Consider the following 17,428-nt stretch of genomic DNA (forward strand, 5'->3'; position numbering starts at 1 on the left):
GGGAAGTAGGGCCGGTTCTCACCGGCCACTCAAAACTCGGCCGGTGGGAACCGGCCCTACGCCTTTTCTAATTTCTAAAAATGCTCAAAAGACTGATGATCGAACCAACTTCCGAACACATATCGGCTGTAAATGAAAAAGCGAACGCTTGGCGACGCAAGCAGATGCACGCACTGACACCGGAAGAGTGCTTAGCTCTGTCTCGCCAGCTTCAACAATCTGCCATTTCAACGATGCGATCCAATCCAAAGGCGGTCGAAGCATTCATCAAACGCAACCACCATCAGCGACGAGCCTCGAACGTCAAGCGATTAGAGATTGAAATGAAACGTGAATGCGGTTTGCAAGATGAATGATGATTCTCCGCTACGCGTTGCCGAAACAATGGCCTTAGCAAACGTTCCGTTTGTGATCATCGGTGGACACGCCGTCAACTACCACGGCTACCCGCGTGCCACGCAAGATGTCGATATTATCTTCAAACGATCCGATGAAAGCGTGAAAGCACTTTATGAAGTGCTATCCAAACTAGAGGGATGTTGGATTAGCAATGAGCTTGACCCCGAAACGGGGATCGAGAAAACGGTTGCCATCACGCCCGAATACATTGCCCGCGAACACCTGATGATGCTCAGTACGAAACTTGGCTACCTCGACTTGTTTGATTTCATTCCAGGCCTACCGAGCGAACCCTTGGACGAGCTGTTTGCGACGGCCAAAACGAGCGGCTCCCTACGTTTCGCTAGCCTTGACTGGTTAAGAAGAATGAAGCAAGCATCCGGGAGACCTCAAGATAAAATTGACCTTGAAAACCTTCCGTCAAGCGAGTCGTAATCGTTGACCGTCTTTACATTCGGCGGCTCGTGCCTTTGGTGAGCGCCATGAACGCGGACTCGAGATCAAGCTCTTCTTCGCTGAACCGCTTCAGTGCGATCCCATTTTCAATTAGTAGCTTCGGTAGATCGCTGTAATCTTCCACACCTGCTTTTAGCACGATGCGAATTGCATCATCGCCAGGCTCGCTGCCCTGCACTTTTTCGTGCCCTTGCAACAATTTTGCGACGTCATCCATCTGTTCGCGTTGCGCCGTTTGAATCACCAGCACGGTATGCTCGCGAACCATCTTGATGACTTCGGTGACTTTGGCGTTCTGTTTCAGTTCGCCACGATCGATGATCCCGACCTTGTTACAGACATCGGCCAACTCTGGCAAAATGTGACTACTGACAATCACCGTCTTGCCCATTTCCCCAAGCTTGCGAAGCAGATTCCGCATCTCGATACGAGCTCGCGGATCGAGACCCGAAAGTGGCTCGTCAAGCAATAACACTTGTGGGTCGTGTAGCAGCGTACGCGCCAAGCCAAGACGCTGAGTCTGGCCACGCGAAAGCGTGTTGGCGTAGGCATCGCGTTTGAACTCGAGGTCAACGACATCGAGCATTTCATTGACGCGATCGGTTCGCTGTTTGCCGTTGATGCGGTACGCAGCGGCAAAAAACTCGAGATACTCGACTACCGTCATATCATCATAAACACCGAAAAAGTCGGGCATATAGCCCACCAAGCGGCGGATTTCTTTGGGCTGCGTGTGCACGCTATGACCACACACATAGGCCTCGCCCCAAGTCGGTTCAAGCAGCGTGGCGATGATCCGCATCGTGGTCGTCTTGCCCGCACCGTTGGGACCGATAAACCCGAACAAGTCACCAGCTTGGAGATCCAAATCGATCCCCTTGATCGCGAACGCGTCGCCATACTTTTTGGTTAAGTCAACTGTCTTAATCACGCGTTGTCTTCGCTTTCGATGTAAATGGTTGCCATCACAGATGGACGGACGTCCGGATAGGACGCCCGCTTTTTAGGTTATCGTCGTTTCGTACTGACTGGCATCACCAGTCGAATCAGGGAAAGGGTTTCGTCGACAACGATCATGTCGTTCCCTTGCCCCAGATCACTCAACTGCGTGACGGGACTTGCAAGTTTCCCGATCAAAATGCAACGTTCGTTCGTTAACACGTCGCTGAGATCCAGGAACGAAAGCACCTCGTGTCGCAAACCCGTGTAACGCTCTGCCCCTACCACGTCGTGAAACATCATCATCTCGGTGAGCCGTTCGAGACTCGCGGTGGACGAAGGGTCCCACGACTCGGTTTCGGTCGAGCTTTCGAGTGCTTTTTGGTGCGAGAGCTGCCAGCGGAAATTTTTTTGACGCAGTGAATCCACCGACTCAATTTCAGTCCCTGCTGGAAATCGTGTTGGTAACAGATACAACCAATTCCGATAAATTAACATTCCGTTGAGCACATCGACCGGGAAAGGGTTCCGCAATGAGCCTTCGAGCAGTTCGCTGCCACTGCGCCGCCGCATCGACAAATCCTCGGCAACGTTGGCGACAAAACGCATCTGGCTGGCAATCGACTTGCTGCTACGTGGAGCGAAGGGGACGCCATTAAGTTTACTCGTCAACGCATCGGCCTGAGAGCCGAGCAATACTTCGTAGCCCGGCAACCGAGCACTTTCTCCACTCACTTGGATGGCTCCGAATGAGCGTCCTGGAAACCCAAAGGGGAACGTCAGGTTTGAATCAATTCGTTTCGACATTCCTTTAAATGCCTGACTTGGCGTGACCGCAAGATCGAGTTGCCGAGCATCGTGCGAATAGATCGTATTCCAAGTGAACGACTTTCCACGTCCACTTTCTGAATCGATGTCGACAACTTCGAATCGATTGCTATGCAGTGACGAAGAGGGCTGGGCAACCATCTTCGCTTGCTCGCTTGCTTCGGTAGAAGAACGCGGTGACATATCCGTTACAGGCCGAGCCTGCAGCACAAGCAATACGGAAATCGCAATCGCCATCAAAGGAAACGTCAGCCAGCCTAGCAGCGGCTTGCCCAACAAGCGATTAACCAGCAAGTAATCCAGCGGCCCAATCAGGGCGATCAAGCCAAGCAAAATCAATGAGACAAGCGAAAACCCGAACCGGCGTTGGCTCTTGAATTGGTCCAACGTGGACCGCATCTGGCCCGCCAAATCGTCATAGGCAGTCGAGCGATTTGTCGTGGCAAAGGGAGTGTCATCGGATTGCAAAAGCGAGCCAGTCAAACTGAGCACCAAATCCAATCGTTGCGGCCAATCCACAAAAGGTTCGGTGTGCAAATCGGCAGCGATCACCGTCATCTTGCCCAGTCCCACGATGTACTCTGCTGCAATCGGCGTACTGACTCGGCGCGTTGTCCGCCCCGTGATGATGACCTCACCCACCCCCTTGGGAAGTTTGGCACCCATGAACGGGGACAGCGGGTTCTGGGTTGAGGTAAAGGTTTCGATCGCCGAAGGATCCAATTCCACGAGGGACCACTGCGAACTGGGTGGCTCAGGCAACAGATCAAGCAACCATGGTGCCGCCGATTCCAATTCTGGTAGCGAATCGCCGAGCATCAAAACGGCCCGCCCTCCCGATTGCACCCATTCGACGATGGCTTGTTGCTGTGCGGAAGTTAGCGCGGACAGTAGTTCTGCACCGCCAGCGCCGACCATAATCAAATCGACCCCGTCATAACCCATCACCGAATCGGGAAGCTGATCTGCGGCAGTCGGTTGCGAAACGGCCACCGAAGCATCTCGCTTCAAAATTCGGTTCTCACCAATTTCGTGAACGCCCAGCGGATCGCCAAAACTAACAATCCAAGGCATGCCGAGGGGCACCTGCGACGATTCGCGTGACGGCGAACCGATCGGCGGAAATCGAGTAACGATTTTGCTGCCATCGGCCCGCTGGACGATCAACGGCGCCCCTTCGCTGCCAGGAATCACATAGGTCCATGTCGAGCCCATCTCGTCTTTGACGGCGGGATCGCGAACGTAGTTCACCGACACACCGTCGCCATCTTCGGTTTCGACGCGGGCTGGAGCCGCTTGCTCGCCTTCGAGCCGAATTCCAGTCCAGCATCCCACACGAAACAGACCATCGATTCCAATGATCAGCCCCTTGCGTGACGCCTCTTCTGATTCGTTTGCGGATTGAGAGGAACTTGCCTTTTTGGTTGGCGATGCTGTGTCCTGAGCAACCCCATATTGCGGTGCCACGACGCACAAGCACAGGCACCCTACGTAGAGCAACAGCCCCCAAGGCCGGATAACGTTCGATTGAATCATAGAATCGGAACTTAACTTGATTGGAATCACGGCTTTTCTGAATCGGGGCATTCACAAACCAAGCGGTGGCAACCGGGGCAACCGTGACCGTACTTGGCAACTAACGCTGCATTCAGGTCAATCTGAGCGACATTTGCGATCGTTGCTAGCCATGCGATCACGTCGGCAAACTCTTCGGCAAGATTCTCGCGATCGTTCCCCCGCAATGCGGACGATAATTCCCCCACTTCTTCCATCAACCACATAAAGGTGCCCTCGACGCCGCGAGCGACATCTTTCTCGTAATACATCTGATGGATGTGCTGCTGCAGATCGACGATCGAGAGCTCTCGTGCGGCAGAGTCGGTCGACTCGGGGCCTTGGGATGGGGGAATTTCAGACAACTTGATGAAACCGTTTGTGATGCGAGACGAGCTGAAATAAGCAGATTGGCAGGAATCACAGGGTGAAACCCCATTAGCCGTTTGGGCGCTAGCCCCGGTTGAGCATGGGAACCGTGGCTAGCGCCATAACGGCTAATATACAGAAAGGCTCCTGCCTACCTGCTTAGCTGCGATGCGTTCGTGAGAACCTTTATGGGAAACGAGTTGCGATTGTAGCCGAAACCACCTAAAGCGTGAGGGAGGCCCCATGCCGGCTAGCGATCTTGGTGATTTCGAGCCGACCGTGATCTCGGTTGGCCGTGATCTCGGTTGGATTGAAAAATTTCACAAAGCATCACGATGACGACACTCGACGGCTGCACGGCCTAACCCCAAACAATTACAGTGTTAGAGGTGATTTGGTTCCGTCTCTTCCCTCATTTATTCACAGCCATTTCGTTGTCCGAGACTCCATTCCATCAATATCCGTTCTATACACCACGATTTTGGCACGGAATGAAGCCATTGGTATGGTTCCGATTGCTTCGCGAAGGCCGTTTCCGCATCTCACCGAGCCGCGTGGGAATCGTCATCGGCGTCACCATCGCGACCCCCTTCAACACCATCATGGGGGGTTTGCAAAAGATCATTTTCCGGCGGCGGTTGCGTGAAGCCGAACTGCACGGCACCCCCGTTTTCATTATCGGCCATTGGCGAAGTGGGACGACGCTGCTGCACGAGCTGATGGTGCGTGATGAACGTTTGAGCAGTCCATCGACGTTCCAGTGCTTTGCCCCAGCCCATTTCTTGGTTACGGAGTGGTTTTTCCGACGCTTTGCCAATTGGTTGTTGCCGGGCAAACGACCGATGGACAACATGGCGGCCGGCTGGGACCGCCCTCAAGAAGACGAATTTGCTTTGCTGACGATGGGATTACCGTCGCCTTATCGGCGGATTGCGTTTCCCAATGAAGCCCCCGTCGATATCGAATACCTCAGCTTCAAAGGGGTCGAAGAAACGGCAATCGACCATTGGCTGAAATCGCTGCGTCGTTTTTTGCTGAACGTCAGCGTCGCAACCGGTCGTCCGTTGGTGATCAAAAGCCCGACACACACCGGGCGGATCGCGTTTTTGGCTCGCGAATTCCCCGAAGCCAAATTTATCCACATCTCTCGCGACCCCCGTTCGCTGTTTCCGTCGACGTGCCGGTTATGGAAAGGACTCGACGAAGTCCAAGCACTGCAAAAACCAAAAAACGAAGCGATCGAACCCTACGTTGTCGAGTGCTTGGAAAAAATGTACGAGGCATTTCATGAGCAACGCGAATCGGTCTCGCCCGACCGCTTGATCGACATTCGTTACGAAGACCTCACCGCCGATCCGGTAGGCACGCTACGAAACATTTACCAAACGCTGCGACTGAGCGACTTTGATGCGGTCGAACCGACGATCCAAGAGTGGGTAGAAACCGAACACAAAGATTACAAAACCAACCAACACCAACTGTCGCCCGAAGCGGACGATTTGATTCGATCGCGCTGGGCCTCTTATTTTGAACGCTATGGCTATGTCTAAACTGCTTACGAATTTGCGATTCGGCATTTCCGTTTTCTCGCTACTGCTGGTGACCGTGATCGTATCGGGATGCAGTTCCAAGAGGTCAGCGGACAACGAAGCGACGGAACAAAAAGCCGCTGGGGCAGAAAACGCAGCGGATCCCGGCAAGCCCAGCTCCGAAGCCGCCTTTGCGCCTCAGCCCTACGAAGCTAATGCGGAACAGTTACTTGCCGCTCGACTCGATGAATCCGAGGCCTCTGCAGGCTGGATTCGCTTGTTTGACGGGCACACGCTGTTTGGCTGGGAAATCGCAGGTAACGCAAACTGGCGTATCGAAGACGGAACCATCACCGTGGACCAGGGCCAATCGTCGCTGCTGTGCACTTCGATTCCATGGCAGGACTATGAACTGACGCTTGAATTTAATGCCGACGAGAAAACCAACAGCGGCGTGTTTCTTCGTACGCCACTTGAGATCGACGACCCCGCCACCGATTGTTACGAAGTCAACATAACGCCGGACGACAATCCCTACCCGACCGCCGGAGTCGTGAAACGCCAGAAGGTATCCGAGGATGCTCCGGAACAAACGTTTGGTGTGTGGCGAACGATGCACATCGAACTCAATGGCGACAAGCTGAAGATCAGCGTCGACGGCAAACTGGCGTGTGAATACACCGATCCAGCGCCGCTAGCCGCTGGACGCATCGGGCTGCAACACAATCACGGCCGAGTCGCATTTCGCAACATCCGGCTCCGCCCGATCGGCCTCGAGTCACTGCTGGACAAAGACCTTTCGCAGTGGAAAAAGTATCCCGAGATGAAGACCGAATACACGGTTAATGACGAGGGAGTGATGCAGGTCAAAGGCGGCAAAGGCCAAATCGAAACAAAACAAAGCTACGACAATTTCGTCTTGCTGGCGGAATACAAACTCCCCAAACCTGAAATCAACTCGGGGATTTTCTTTCGCTGTATCCCCGGTCTCGAGATGATGGGATACGAGTGCCAACTGAGTAACGAGATGAAAGACGGCATGCCGCTGTCGCCCGCAGACTGCGGAACCGGCGGCATTTTTCGTCGTCAAGATGCACGCGTTATCGCGGGTGAAGCGGGAAAATGGGTTACCGTCCTGTTGGTCGCTCACGATGCAAAAATGGCCGCCTGGGTCAACGGAGTCCAAGTCAGCAATTGGCAGGACGACCGAGAGCCCGACGAGAACCCACGCAAGGGAAAACGGCTCGAGGCAGGCACGATCATGATCCAAGGTCACGATCCAAGCACCGAGGCCGAGCTTAAGAAAATCGAAATCACAAGCTACGGTAAGTAAGTGCCGGTGCCCCTTTCCCGATCTCAGGTTCGTCGAATCCAATAACCGGGCGTAGTGGATCTTGCTAAAGATCCCTTTGCGACGGATCTTTAGCAAGATCCACTACGGAATTGTCTGGGTGACTTGCGTGTTTAGCTAATGACTTTGCCATCGATGACATCTTCATCAATGTCGGCGTCTAACTCGGGGTCGTCGCTCCAATCTTCGCCTTCGACCAAACTGTCGTAGGGAACCATATCCGGCTCACTCATCATCGTGACGATGTTGTAGTTGCCCTCACCAGCGTGCGTTTGCAACTTCTCACGAATCTGTTGCTGGAACAGAACCGAATCGTACGGTCCATTGACGTAGCGAGGCTTACCTTCTTCGTCACCAAACACAAGCTCTTCGGTAAATCCGCTCTTATCGATGTCACCCCAAATGGGTTCGACTTTGCGATAATCAGCATGCGGTTCAATTTTAAACTGCTCGGCGTACGCAACCGCGCCCTCAACAAGACTGCGAGCTTTCGCGGGCGAAGCTTCTCTCATCGGCTCGGACTCGCTCATTTCTTCGACAATCCGGCTTTGGTCTGCCGGGAAGCAAACAAACGCAGCGACGTCCTTGACGCCCAGGCACAGCCCATCGATCAAGAACTTCACGATCGCAACGCGTCCATCACGCATTTTGCGGCTAATAAAAACCGACCCAAACTTGCTGCCAGGATCCATCAGCATGTCGCTAATCAAACAACGATCGACGGGCCCGCCCGCAGCCGCCTTGATCTGCCCCGCAAGTGATTGAAGCGAATTTTTTTCTCGGGCGATCTCTTTTCGCTTCGCGATTTCCTTGGAACGTTTCTTGGCGAGTTTCTTCTGACGTCGTTGTTCTTTGGTCGACATGGCTGCATGCTCCTTTTTCGCAGAGTGAAGAATGAACGGGTGAGAACACCATTCGATATTCAAATCAAATGGTTGTCGAGCGTACTACTTGGCACGTACTTCGGCGGCAAAGGCACGCAGCGGTTTAGGCAGCGGAAACTGGACCGATTCTTCGCGAATCTGCTTGACCTCGACCGTCGCATCAAAATGCTCGACCAGCCAATCGATGGTCGCTTGCACGACTGATTCCGGAGCACTGGCGCCGGCAGTGATCAACACGGTCGACGCGTTGCTGAAGTCCTCGATCGATAGATCCGCTGGCCCATCGATCAGATATGCCGGTTTGCCATCGTCGGCCGCCAACTCACGCAGTCGCTGGCTATTGCTGCTGTTCTGGCTACCTAACACGACGACCACATCGACATCGTCCGAAAGGATCCGAACCGCTTCCTGACGATTCTGGGTGGCGTAACAGATGTCGTCTTTCGGTGGGCTTTCAATGTGAGGAAACCGCTCGCGTAACCGGCGAATCACTCGGTTAGCATCATCGACGCTCAACGTGGTCTGAGTCAGATAAGCGAGCTTGGACTCGTCTTTCACCTCAAGCTTATCGACGTCCTCTTCGTCCTCGACCAACAAGATGGCCTCGGGAGCCTCGCCCATCGTCCCGATCACTTCGTCGTGACCGTCATGCCCAATCAAGATGATCGTGTACCCCGCCTTGGCATACTTGATCGCCTCGAGATGCACCTTCGTGACCAACGGACAGGTGGCGTCCAATGCGTTCAAGTTGCGAGCCCGAGCCGCTTCACGTACTTGGGGCGATACCCCGTGGGCCGAAAATAGCAACACGCTACCCTCGGGAACCTCTTCGATCGTATTGACGAAAACGGCGCCCTTGTCGCGAAACGTATTGACCACGTATTGGTTGTGAACAATTTCGTGATAGACGTAGACGGGGGGGCCAAATTTCTGCAGCGTCAAATCGAGAGAATCGATCGCCATATTTACGCCAGCACAAAAGCCACGCGGTGCTGCCAGAATGATTTTCATGAAATGCCAACGACGTCAGAAAATGCGAGAGGGGGCCAGGTAAAGGAAGCGAGGGATTTCGGGGAAACCGATCCGCTCTGTTAATAATTGTCCCATCATGGCGACATCTGGAAACCCCTCTACAATCTGGCAGAGCCGAGATGGGGGAAAAGTGTTACAAAATCGCTTTTCCCAACGACGAATGCCCATCGATTTTTGCAATGGCCCGATAGCGTTATGAAAGGCGACTCCGTCAAACAAGCCGAGCGAGAATGTCGGCGAATCGCCCTTTCGCACTACGAAAATTTCTTGGTCGCCAGCGTGCTGCTGCCTCGCCGGCTGAAGCAACCCTTCTATAACGTCTACGCATTTTGCCGAACGGCCGACGATTTGGCCGATGAGTCGGCCACCCCGGCACTAGCCCTACAAGCACTTGAGCGATGCCAAACATCGCTGGACGCCACGTTCGCAGGCCATCCTCCAGCCGGCATTTTCACAGCCTTGGCGAATACGATCGAGCAGTTCCGGCTCGAAAAACAGGCGTTTGACGATTTACTCGACGCGTTTCGCCAAGACCAACAGAAAACCCGCTATGAATCCTTTGACGAACTGCTCGATTACTGTCGCCGCAGTGCCAACCCGGTCGGCCGGATCGTGCTGAAATTGGCGGCCGCCGACACAGACGCGGCGGACCTGGAACGGTCGGATCAGATTTGCACTGGATTGCAGCTAGCAAATTTCTGGCAAGATGTGGCCCGGGATTACGCGATTGGCCGTATTTATATTCCTCAATCCGAACTTCGAACGTGGGGGGTGAGTGAAGATATGTTTGCCGAAATGATCCAGCAGCGGTCGACTCTGCCCGAACTAAAAGCCCTGATTAAAGCCGAATGCGATCGAGCTCGAACCTATTTCGATCGCGGCGAGCCACTTTGCGACCACGTTCCAAAATGGTTGGGACGCAACTTGCGACTAATTGTCGGCGGAGGCAGGGCGACGCTCGAGGCGATTCGAGCGATCGATTTCGACGTGATCCGAATGCGACCGCGAGTGAGCAAGGCAACTCAGGCCGGATTGATACTGCGATCACTGATCGGCCGTTAGCAAACCAATTTCGTCCTGACTCGCCCGTGTTTTCATTGCCCGCGTGGACTTGTCTCATCCCCCCAATCTCGGGCGAGGTTGCCAGCAAGATACTTCGGCGATTCAGGCGAAGTTTAGACGACCGGGCATCCCCCATCCCCTCGGCACCCGAGTATCATCATGGCATGAACGAGGACATTTCCGTTGCCGCTAGCTACCGCTTCGCTCGTCGCATTTCGCGACGTAGTGGCAGCAACTTTTATCGTTCGTTCTGGCTGCTGCCGCGAGGCAAACGCCAAGCAATGTGCTCGCTGTACGCCTTCGCTCGGATTACCGATGACATTGGGGATTGCGATGAACCGACGGCGATACGCGGGCGATGGCTCGAGTGGTGGCGACAAACCATCGCCATCAACTTGATCAACGAAAACCAACCTTCGACCATCGCATTGCCCGAGGGACCGATTGGTGAAGAACCGAAATGGGCCGCTCGACTGCATCAACAAGCTCAAGAGATTTTACCGGCACTGCGACACGCCTCGACCCAATATAAAATCCCCTCACGCTATCTGTTGGAGATCATTGACGGTGTGTTGGCCGATCAACAAAAGACCCGCTTCGACACCTACGAACAACTCGAACATTACTGCTACCTCGTCGCCTCGGCAGTCGGATTAGCCTGTTTGCATATCTGGGAATTCGAGGAACCTTTGCCTTATGAAGCCGCCGTTGACTGTGGACTGGCGTTTCAGTTGACCAACGTGCTACGTGATGTCGTCGAAGATGCCAAACGCGGACGGATCTATTTGCCGCGGCAACACTACGAACAGCACGGTTTGTGCGAAGACGACATTTTGACGCTCCGCCGCGATGATCGTTTGCGATGTTTGATCCAAGACGAGATCGAGCGAGCCAAGCGGTTATTCGATTCGGGATGGCGAGTCTGGGACAGTGTTCACCCCGATGGACAGCCGATGTTCAGCATGATGTGGCGAACCTATCGACGACTGCTGACGCGAATCGAGGAAGATCCGACTCGAATCGCAATCCGCCGCATCACGTTGTCTCAGAGCGATCGTATTGGGATCGTCTCACAACACTTCTGGCCTCCTAGTTTTCGCCGACTGCCTGTCCCGCCCGTCGAAGTGGGTCAGGCACGCAACCAAGCTGAGTCCAAAGAAACCACGCGGCCATGACGGCGAATCCGGAACGTCGACATGTCGTGATCGTCGGGGGCGGGCTAGCTGGATTGGCGGCCGCCGAATGCATCGCCCACAACCATCCAGAACGATTCCGCGTCACGGTGCTCGAAGCCAAACGAACCGCGGGTGGTCGAGCGGGCTCGTTCGACGACCCTGTCACCGGAGAAACGGTTGACTATTGCCAACATGTCGCAATGGGCTGCTGCACCAATCTGCTAGGACTTCTCGCTCGTAATGGACTTGCCGATGCGATGCGGCGATATGGGAAGCTTACGTTCTTTCACCCCGACTTTTCACCCAGCGAATTCAGCCCCTCGCGATGGCTTCCCGCGCCGCTGCACCTGGCAACGGGGATTGGGAAATTGACGTATTTGGATCGCAAGCAAAAAAGCGAGATTCGCCGAGGACTGTGGAAACTGATTCGCACACCCTCGCGGCAACTCGACGACGTGGTTGCGTTGGATTGGCTTCGGTGCCAGGGGCAGAGTGACCGGAGCATTCGCTCGTTCTGGGATGTGATTTTGACCAGTGCGTTGGGAGAACACAGCCAATACACTTCGATGGCAGCAGCACGCAAAGTCTTTGTGGATGGTTTCGCAGCAGCTCGCGGCGCGTCCGACGTGCTCGTTCCTGATCGCCCGCTGAGGACGCTCGTCGGACGCGACCTTGTCGACGCGCTGACAAAAAGAGGCATCGAAATACGATGCGGAACCGCGGTGCAAGCGATCGAAACCCGACAAGGACAACTGCAATGCGTGCTCACACGCGACGGACAGCGGATCGAGGCCGACCACGTGATCAGCGCGGTACCGTGGTATGTGATCGCCCGACTGCTCGACGACCGGGCGGTCACCGCTGCCATTGCTGATCTCGAATCGTTTGCGAGTATTCCGGCATCGCCGATCAGCGGAATTCACTTGTGGTTCGATCGACAGATCACCACGCGGCCTCACGCGGTCTTGGTCGATTCATTGACGCAGTGGTTGTTTCGCCAGCCGTTTAGCGCCGTTGGAACAATAACTGACGGGTTTTCCTGTAGCGGAAGTCGTCAAAACTTTCGTTTTCCGGGCTGGTCGAAACTCTTGACGCGTTCCGCTACGAAAGCAATTACTCCGACGGTCCTTAGCCAATCCGAATCCGCAGAAGCAAACTCCGAGCACTACTACCAAGTCGTGATTAGCGGATCGCATCCGATGAGCGGATCGTCAAAAGAGGCGATGGTCGCGCAAGTGTTGTCTGAATTAACCGCCGTATTTCCCGCGGCCAAGACGGCAACTCTACTGCGGCACCGCGTCGTGACCGATCCAAATTCGGTATTTTCGATCCGCCCCGCAGTCCAGCGACTTCGTCCGCCCCCCTGCCCTGCCCCGGCTGAATTGCCCTGGCTATGTCTGGCGGGCGACTGGACACGCACCGGTTGGCCCGCGACGATGGAAGGCGCCGTGATCAGCGGCATCCAAGCTGCCAGCGGTGTCTTCGAAAATGCGGGGTTGCCGAGCATTGCTACCGATCCGGGACTAAAACGCAGCTGGTTAGCCAACCGTATCATCGCTCCTTAAGCTCCGAAATCCGTGAACTTGTTTTCATCACAATCCCCCATCGCCAAGACGTCTTACGGACTCGTGGGAATCGCGGCCTTGATGACTTTCATCTTGGCAATGCTGGGTCGTGTTTGGTGGTGCCAAATCGGCGACTTGTCTCCCTGGTCGTGGGACATTTGGACGAGCCATAATTCTCAGCACTTGATGGATCCCTATTCACTTTCCCATCTGGAACACGGATTCGCGTTGTGGGTGATCCTTCATTTGCTAGCAGGCAAGCAAGTGAGCCAGTTTACGATTCTCATCGTGATTGCCGCCATCGAAGCAATTTGGGAGGTCACCGAGAACACGCCATGGATGATCCAGCGTTATCGAGAAACCACCATCTCGCTGGACTACTTCGGCGATAGCATTCTAAATTCGATCTCAGATTATTTGATGTGCGTGACGGGGACGTTGATTGCAATCGCGTCCCGCCATCGATTTGGCATTTGGATAGCTATCATTGCCGTCTTCTCGCTGGAACTCATCTCTGTCCTTTGGATTCGCGACAGTTTGGCGCTGAACATCATCATGCTGGTCTTCCCGATCGAGGCGATCCATGACTGGCAAGCTTCAGGAAATTAAGTCTCAAGCAGTCGCGATGAGTTTTTAGCAACGGGCGAGACTGAAAAAGCTATTGCAACATCGCCTGCTATTTTGCGAAAAAAAGAGTTCTGACTTAGCAAAGCGTCGAAAGACCGAAATTTGTTCGCGAATTTGATCGTTCCATCGATAAACATTCGGTCAATTGCGGACCAATCCTGGCTCAGCGAGCGAAAACTTTGATAGCAAATCTGAATTCGATTGCTACTGAAGGTTTTGTTTGTTGCCAAATGAGAGTGAACACAAAGTCGCGAGCGTGCGGAAGTCGCTCCAAAGTTGGACATTGCCCTCGAACGTTTTTGAAATTGATTCTCCGGTTGAGACGAAAGCGTTCTTGATGAGTTATCCAACTTTTTTAGCAATACTCTCCCCACCCACCAAATAATTGTTATTGCCGCTACAAGTTCCTACCGATATATCCCTTGCCGATGATGCCAAACGTCGCCTCCATCAATGCATTCGTTGGTGGCGATGCATCAAATCCGTCCCTCCCATCTCAAAAACAAAAATCGATGCATACAATTATCCTGCCCTATTTTTCGGAAGCAGAAGTCGATCGTTACGAGCGGATTCTCGACCACATGCTGACGATGGATGCACCGAAGTGCGAGTTTGAATTTTTGCTCTCGGCGAGTCCTCGGACGGAACCCAATGATCGGCTGATGCGATCGGCATCACGTGTTGCTCCCTCTCGTCATTTCCATTGCCCATCCCAAGTGTTCGGTTATCCGTTCGGTGCAACAGCGATGTTTTGGGACAGCATGCGTCATGTAGCTCAAGGCAGTGAAGGCAGGAACGATTTCGCGTTGTGGATGGAATCGGACATGTGCCCCGTCAAACCCAACTGGCTTGATCGACTGGACGAACAGTGGCAAAGCAGCGGTGACGTCTTGCTGATGGGCTGCGAGGTTCCCGATGTGTACCGCGAATTCCAAGCAAAGTTCCGCTTGCACAATCCGTTTCGTCATCGCCCTATCAAGCGTGTGAAATGGATCTCGAAGCACATCAATGGCGGTGCTTGCTATCGTCGTGACTTGGTCCAACAAGTTAGCCAAGAGTATCAGGATGGCATCTTTGATGTTCGTTTGGGCGACTTGCTCCGCGAACACGGTGGCTATAGCAGTACCCCGTCGATCGCCTTTTCCACGCTTGACCGAATCGACAGTGACCTTCAAGATCCCGAAAAGGTCTTGCTCCATGGCTACCTGCAAGACAAAGAAGCGTTTTTGACGGCGTGCATTACCGGTGAAGTTGTTTCTGAGCCCACTGTCGAACGAAGCGTATTTTTTGGCAGATTCTCCAGTCGAACTAAAATGCACCCAAGTGAGCCAATGCTAGCGGCGATCTTAGAAGCAAAAGATCCCGAGCCCACCGTCTTAAAAATTGTAGAGCGTACCCAATCGCGACATAATGAGAGAGTTTCCCCTGCGACTTTGTCGTCGGGTGTCTCGAAGCAATCTAAAGCAGCCTGATACGTTGTCACGACACTTATCAAAACGGCTTCCCCGACTCTCTATTGAATTGGCATGAAAAATCTATTCCGAGCGGTGCGTCTGGTCGCCCAGTATCGCTGGTCCGTTGTAATGGCCACGCTATGCTCGCTCTTGATCGCATTGACGTGGGGAAGCAATCTCGCCGCCGTCTATCCGTTTGTCGAAGTCATCTTTGACGGGCAAACGGTATCGTCTTGGTCGACACAGCAAACGACTCAATTACAGTCGGAACTGGCCGAACTAGACGGAACGGCCGACAGCAGCCCCGAGGTTATTCTGAAAGCAAACGACGCGAGCGACGTTGCATTAGCTGCATCGGCATCTCAAGCGTCTGCACCGACATCAAGCGATTCGCTTTCGAGCCTTGAAGCGACCGCCCGACGCGAAGCGATTCATCAACGCCTGCGAATTCACGAGGCGGCTCAGCCTTATATTGAGGCCTACTCGCCAACGACACCGTTTGGAACACTCGTCGCCGTGATTGTGTTTGTGATCGCGATGACAGTCATTCGCTGCGTGCTGCTGGGCGCAAACATGGTGCTGGTGACCCGTGTCTCGCAAGGCGTGGTTTTCCGGCTCCAAAACGAACTTTTCAGATCCTTGCTGTCGAGCGATTTGGCAGAAATCAATCGCCACGGCACCGGTGCGCTCGCAAGCCGAGTGAATTACGAAACCATCCACATTGGCAGCACTGTACAAACACTGATCGGTCGTCTGCTACGTGAACCGCTCAAATTGGCGACATGCATCGCCGGTGCAGCGATGGTCAATTGGCGACTATTGATCGTGTCACTGTTGGTCTGCCCGGCCGCGATGATTGTGCTGTTGCGAATCAATCAATCGATCAAACAAACCACGCTTCGAGCGATGGAAGGATCGGCGGGATTGATGAACCAATTGGTTCAATCGCTGACCTACGTCAAAGCCATCAAAGCCCATAACACCGAAGCCCCCGAACGTCGCGCCGTACGCGAAACGGCGGCAAAACTATATCAACAACAAGTTCGTATCACTTGGTATGACGCGTTGCTTCGTGGCAATAACGAAGTGCTCGGCACCGGAGTCGTATGTCTGTCGCTACTTGCCGGCGGCTACCTCGTCCTTGGCGAACACACGCATATTTTCGGCATCCGTATGTCGAGCAGCCAGATGACGTTCAGCACATTAGTGCTGTTCTATGGGTTGCTTTTAGGAGCGACCGACCCGTTGCGAAAGCTCGGTGGCGTGCACATGAACATTCGACTCGGTGCTCTGGCCGCAGATCGATTGTACGCACACCTCGATTGCCCACGAAAAATCGAAGAACCCAAGCATCCTCGAACTCTACCAAGCGGCCCGGTTGACCTGTGCTTTAAAAACGTCAGCTTTGGTTATCGAAGTGACCAAACGGTGCTGGACAAAATTAACGCCAACATTCACGCGGGCGAACGAATCGCCATCGTCGGTGCTAATGGATCTGGCAAGAGTACGATGGTCGACTTGCTGCCACGCTTCTACGACCCGCGCGAAGGCGAAGTCTTGCTCGATGGCCATTCGCTAAAAGAGTATTCCGTTCGCGATCTTCGCCGGTACGTTACCGTGGTCAGCCAACAAGCGGCCTTGTTCGACGATACCGTCGCCAAAAACATTGCCTATGGATGTGGATCGGTGGACCCCGAGCGAATTCGCCAAGCCGCAGAACAATCGCATGCGTTATCGTTTATCGAAGCGTTGCCCAATGGTTTCGACACGAGAATTGGCGAGCATGGCAACCAACTTTCCGGCGGGCAACGACAACGCTTGACACTGGCACGCGCTATCTTACGCGACTCACCATTGATCGTATTGGATGAAGCCACCAGCCAGATTGACCCCGAAAGCGAACGCCTGATCCACGAAGCATTGGAGACGTTCCTGCAGGGCCGGACCGCATTGATGATCACGCACCGTCTATCAACTCTAACGTTGGCCGACCGAATCATCGTGATGGAACAAGGCAAGATCACCGCCACGGGCACTCATGACGAACTGATCCGTACATCGGAGGCGTATCAACTGCTTCACCAGCAAGAAATAGTCGCCAAGTCGATCGCGGCTTAAGAGAATATCCGTGGACAGAGATGTAGGGCCGGTTCCCACCGGCCAATCACAACTCGGCCAATCACAACTCGGCCGGTGGGAACCGG

The 17,428-nt window shown here is 54.0% G+C and carries 15 protein-coding genes; 10 read left to right on the forward strand and 5 right to left on the reverse strand.

The window, feature by feature from the left end; all coding sequences use genetic code 11:
• Positions 1–95: 95 nt before the first annotated feature.
• Positions 96–356 carry a hypothetical protein gene (locus tag SH528x_RS33970; RefSeq protein WP_442507855.1) on the forward strand — a complete coding sequence of 87 codons (261 nt, stop codon included), beginning with the start codon at positions 96–98 and terminating at the stop codon, positions 354–356.
• Positions 349–834 (forward strand): hypothetical protein, encoded by a 486-nt coding sequence (locus tag SH528x_RS33975; protein WP_442507856.1) that lies wholly within the window; start codon positions 349–351, stop codon positions 832–834. The genes SH528x_RS33970 and SH528x_RS33975 overlap by 8 nt, the downstream gene beginning before the upstream one ends.
• A gap of 13 nt (positions 835–847) precedes the next feature.
• Here the strand turns inward: SH528x_RS33975 and SH528x_RS33980 are convergent, their stop codons facing one another.
• The 3 genes from SH528x_RS33980 to SH528x_RS33990 form a co-directional block, all read right to left on the reverse strand.
• The gene (locus SH528x_RS33980) at positions 848–1,786 is read right to left on the reverse strand and encodes an ABC transporter ATP-binding protein (RefSeq protein WP_345683381.1); all 939 of its coding nucleotides are present in this window, start codon (positions 1,784–1,786) and stop codon (positions 848–850) included.
• Between the two features lie 77 nt (positions 1,787–1,863).
• Positions 1,864–4,158: a hypothetical protein gene (locus SH528x_RS33985; protein WP_442507857.1), complete on the reverse strand. Its 2,295-nt coding sequence runs from the start codon at positions 4,156–4,158 to the stop codon at positions 1,864–1,866.
• Between the two features lie 26 nt (positions 4,159–4,184).
• Positions 4,185–4,541, reverse strand: coding sequence for a MazG nucleotide pyrophosphohydrolase domain-containing protein (locus SH528x_RS33990; RefSeq protein WP_442507858.1), 357 nt, complete (start codon positions 4,539–4,541; stop codon positions 4,185–4,187).
• A gap of 438 nt (positions 4,542–4,979) precedes the next feature.
• On the opposite strand from SH528x_RS33990, the gene SH528x_RS33995 reads away from it, so the two are divergent.
• Positions 4,980–6,095 carry a sulfotransferase family protein gene (locus SH528x_RS33995; RefSeq protein ID WP_442507859.1) on the forward strand — a complete coding sequence of 372 codons (1,116 nt, stop codon included), beginning with the start codon at positions 4,980–4,982 and terminating at the stop codon, positions 6,093–6,095.
• Positions 6,088–7,407, forward strand: coding sequence for a 3-keto-disaccharide hydrolase (locus tag SH528x_RS34000; protein WP_442507860.1), 1,320 nt, complete (start codon positions 6,088–6,090; stop codon positions 7,405–7,407). Before SH528x_RS33995 ends, SH528x_RS34000 begins: the two co-directional genes overlap by 8 nt.
• 131 nt (positions 7,408–7,538) lie before the next feature.
• On the opposite strand, the gene SH528x_RS34005 is transcribed toward SH528x_RS34000, so the two are convergent.
• Positions 7,539–8,288, reverse strand: coding sequence for a hypothetical protein (locus SH528x_RS34005; RefSeq protein WP_442507861.1), 750 nt, complete (start codon positions 8,286–8,288; stop codon positions 7,539–7,541).
• 84 nt (positions 8,289–8,372) lie between these two features.
• Entirely contained in the window at positions 8,373–9,320 is a 948-nt protein-coding gene (gene ispH, locus SH528x_RS34010; RefSeq protein WP_442507862.1) for a 4-hydroxy-3-methylbut-2-enyl diphosphate reductase, read from the reverse strand.
• Positions 9,321–9,536: 216 nt separating this feature from the next.
• Here ispH and hpnC point away from each other — a divergent pair, with 216 nt between their 5' ends.
• The 6 genes from hpnC to SH528x_RS34040 all read left to right on the forward strand — a co-directional run bounded on the left by hpnC (position 9,537) and on the right by SH528x_RS34040 (position 17,342).
• Positions 9,537–10,403 carry a squalene synthase HpnC gene (gene hpnC / locus SH528x_RS34015; protein ID WP_442507863.1) on the forward strand — a complete coding sequence of 289 codons (867 nt, stop codon included), beginning with the start codon at positions 9,537–9,539 and terminating at the stop codon, positions 10,401–10,403.
• 164 nt (positions 10,404–10,567) lie between these two features.
• Complete coding sequence (locus tag SH528x_RS34020; protein ID WP_442507864.1) at positions 10,568–11,578, forward strand: phytoene/squalene synthase family protein; 1,011 nt, start codon at positions 10,568–10,570, stop codon at positions 11,576–11,578.
• Positions 11,575–13,143 (forward strand): hydroxysqualene dehydroxylase HpnE, encoded by a 1,569-nt coding sequence (gene hpnE, locus SH528x_RS34025; protein ID WP_442507865.1) that lies wholly within the window; start codon positions 11,575–11,577, stop codon positions 13,141–13,143. The genes SH528x_RS34020 and hpnE overlap by 4 nt, the downstream gene beginning before the upstream one ends.
• Before the next feature lie 12 nt (positions 13,144–13,155).
• Entirely contained in the window at positions 13,156–13,752 is a 597-nt protein-coding gene (locus tag SH528x_RS34030) for a DUF2585 family protein (RefSeq protein ID WP_442507866.1), read from the forward strand.
• Positions 13,753–14,282: 530 nt separating this feature from the next.
• A complete protein-coding gene (locus tag SH528x_RS34035) occupies positions 14,283–15,242 on the forward strand; it encodes a hypothetical protein (RefSeq protein WP_442507867.1) in 960 nt (319 codons plus the stop codon).
• 54 nt (positions 15,243–15,296) lie between these two features.
• Entirely contained in the window at positions 15,297–17,342 is a 2,046-nt protein-coding gene (locus SH528x_RS34040) for an ABC transporter ATP-binding protein (protein ID WP_442507868.1), read from the forward strand.
• The last annotated feature ends 86 nt before the right edge of the window (positions 17,343–17,428 follow it).

This window comes from Novipirellula methanifontis, assembly GCF_052161655.1.
GTDB lineage: Bacteria > Planctomycetota > Planctomycetia > Pirellulales > Pirellulaceae > Novipirellula.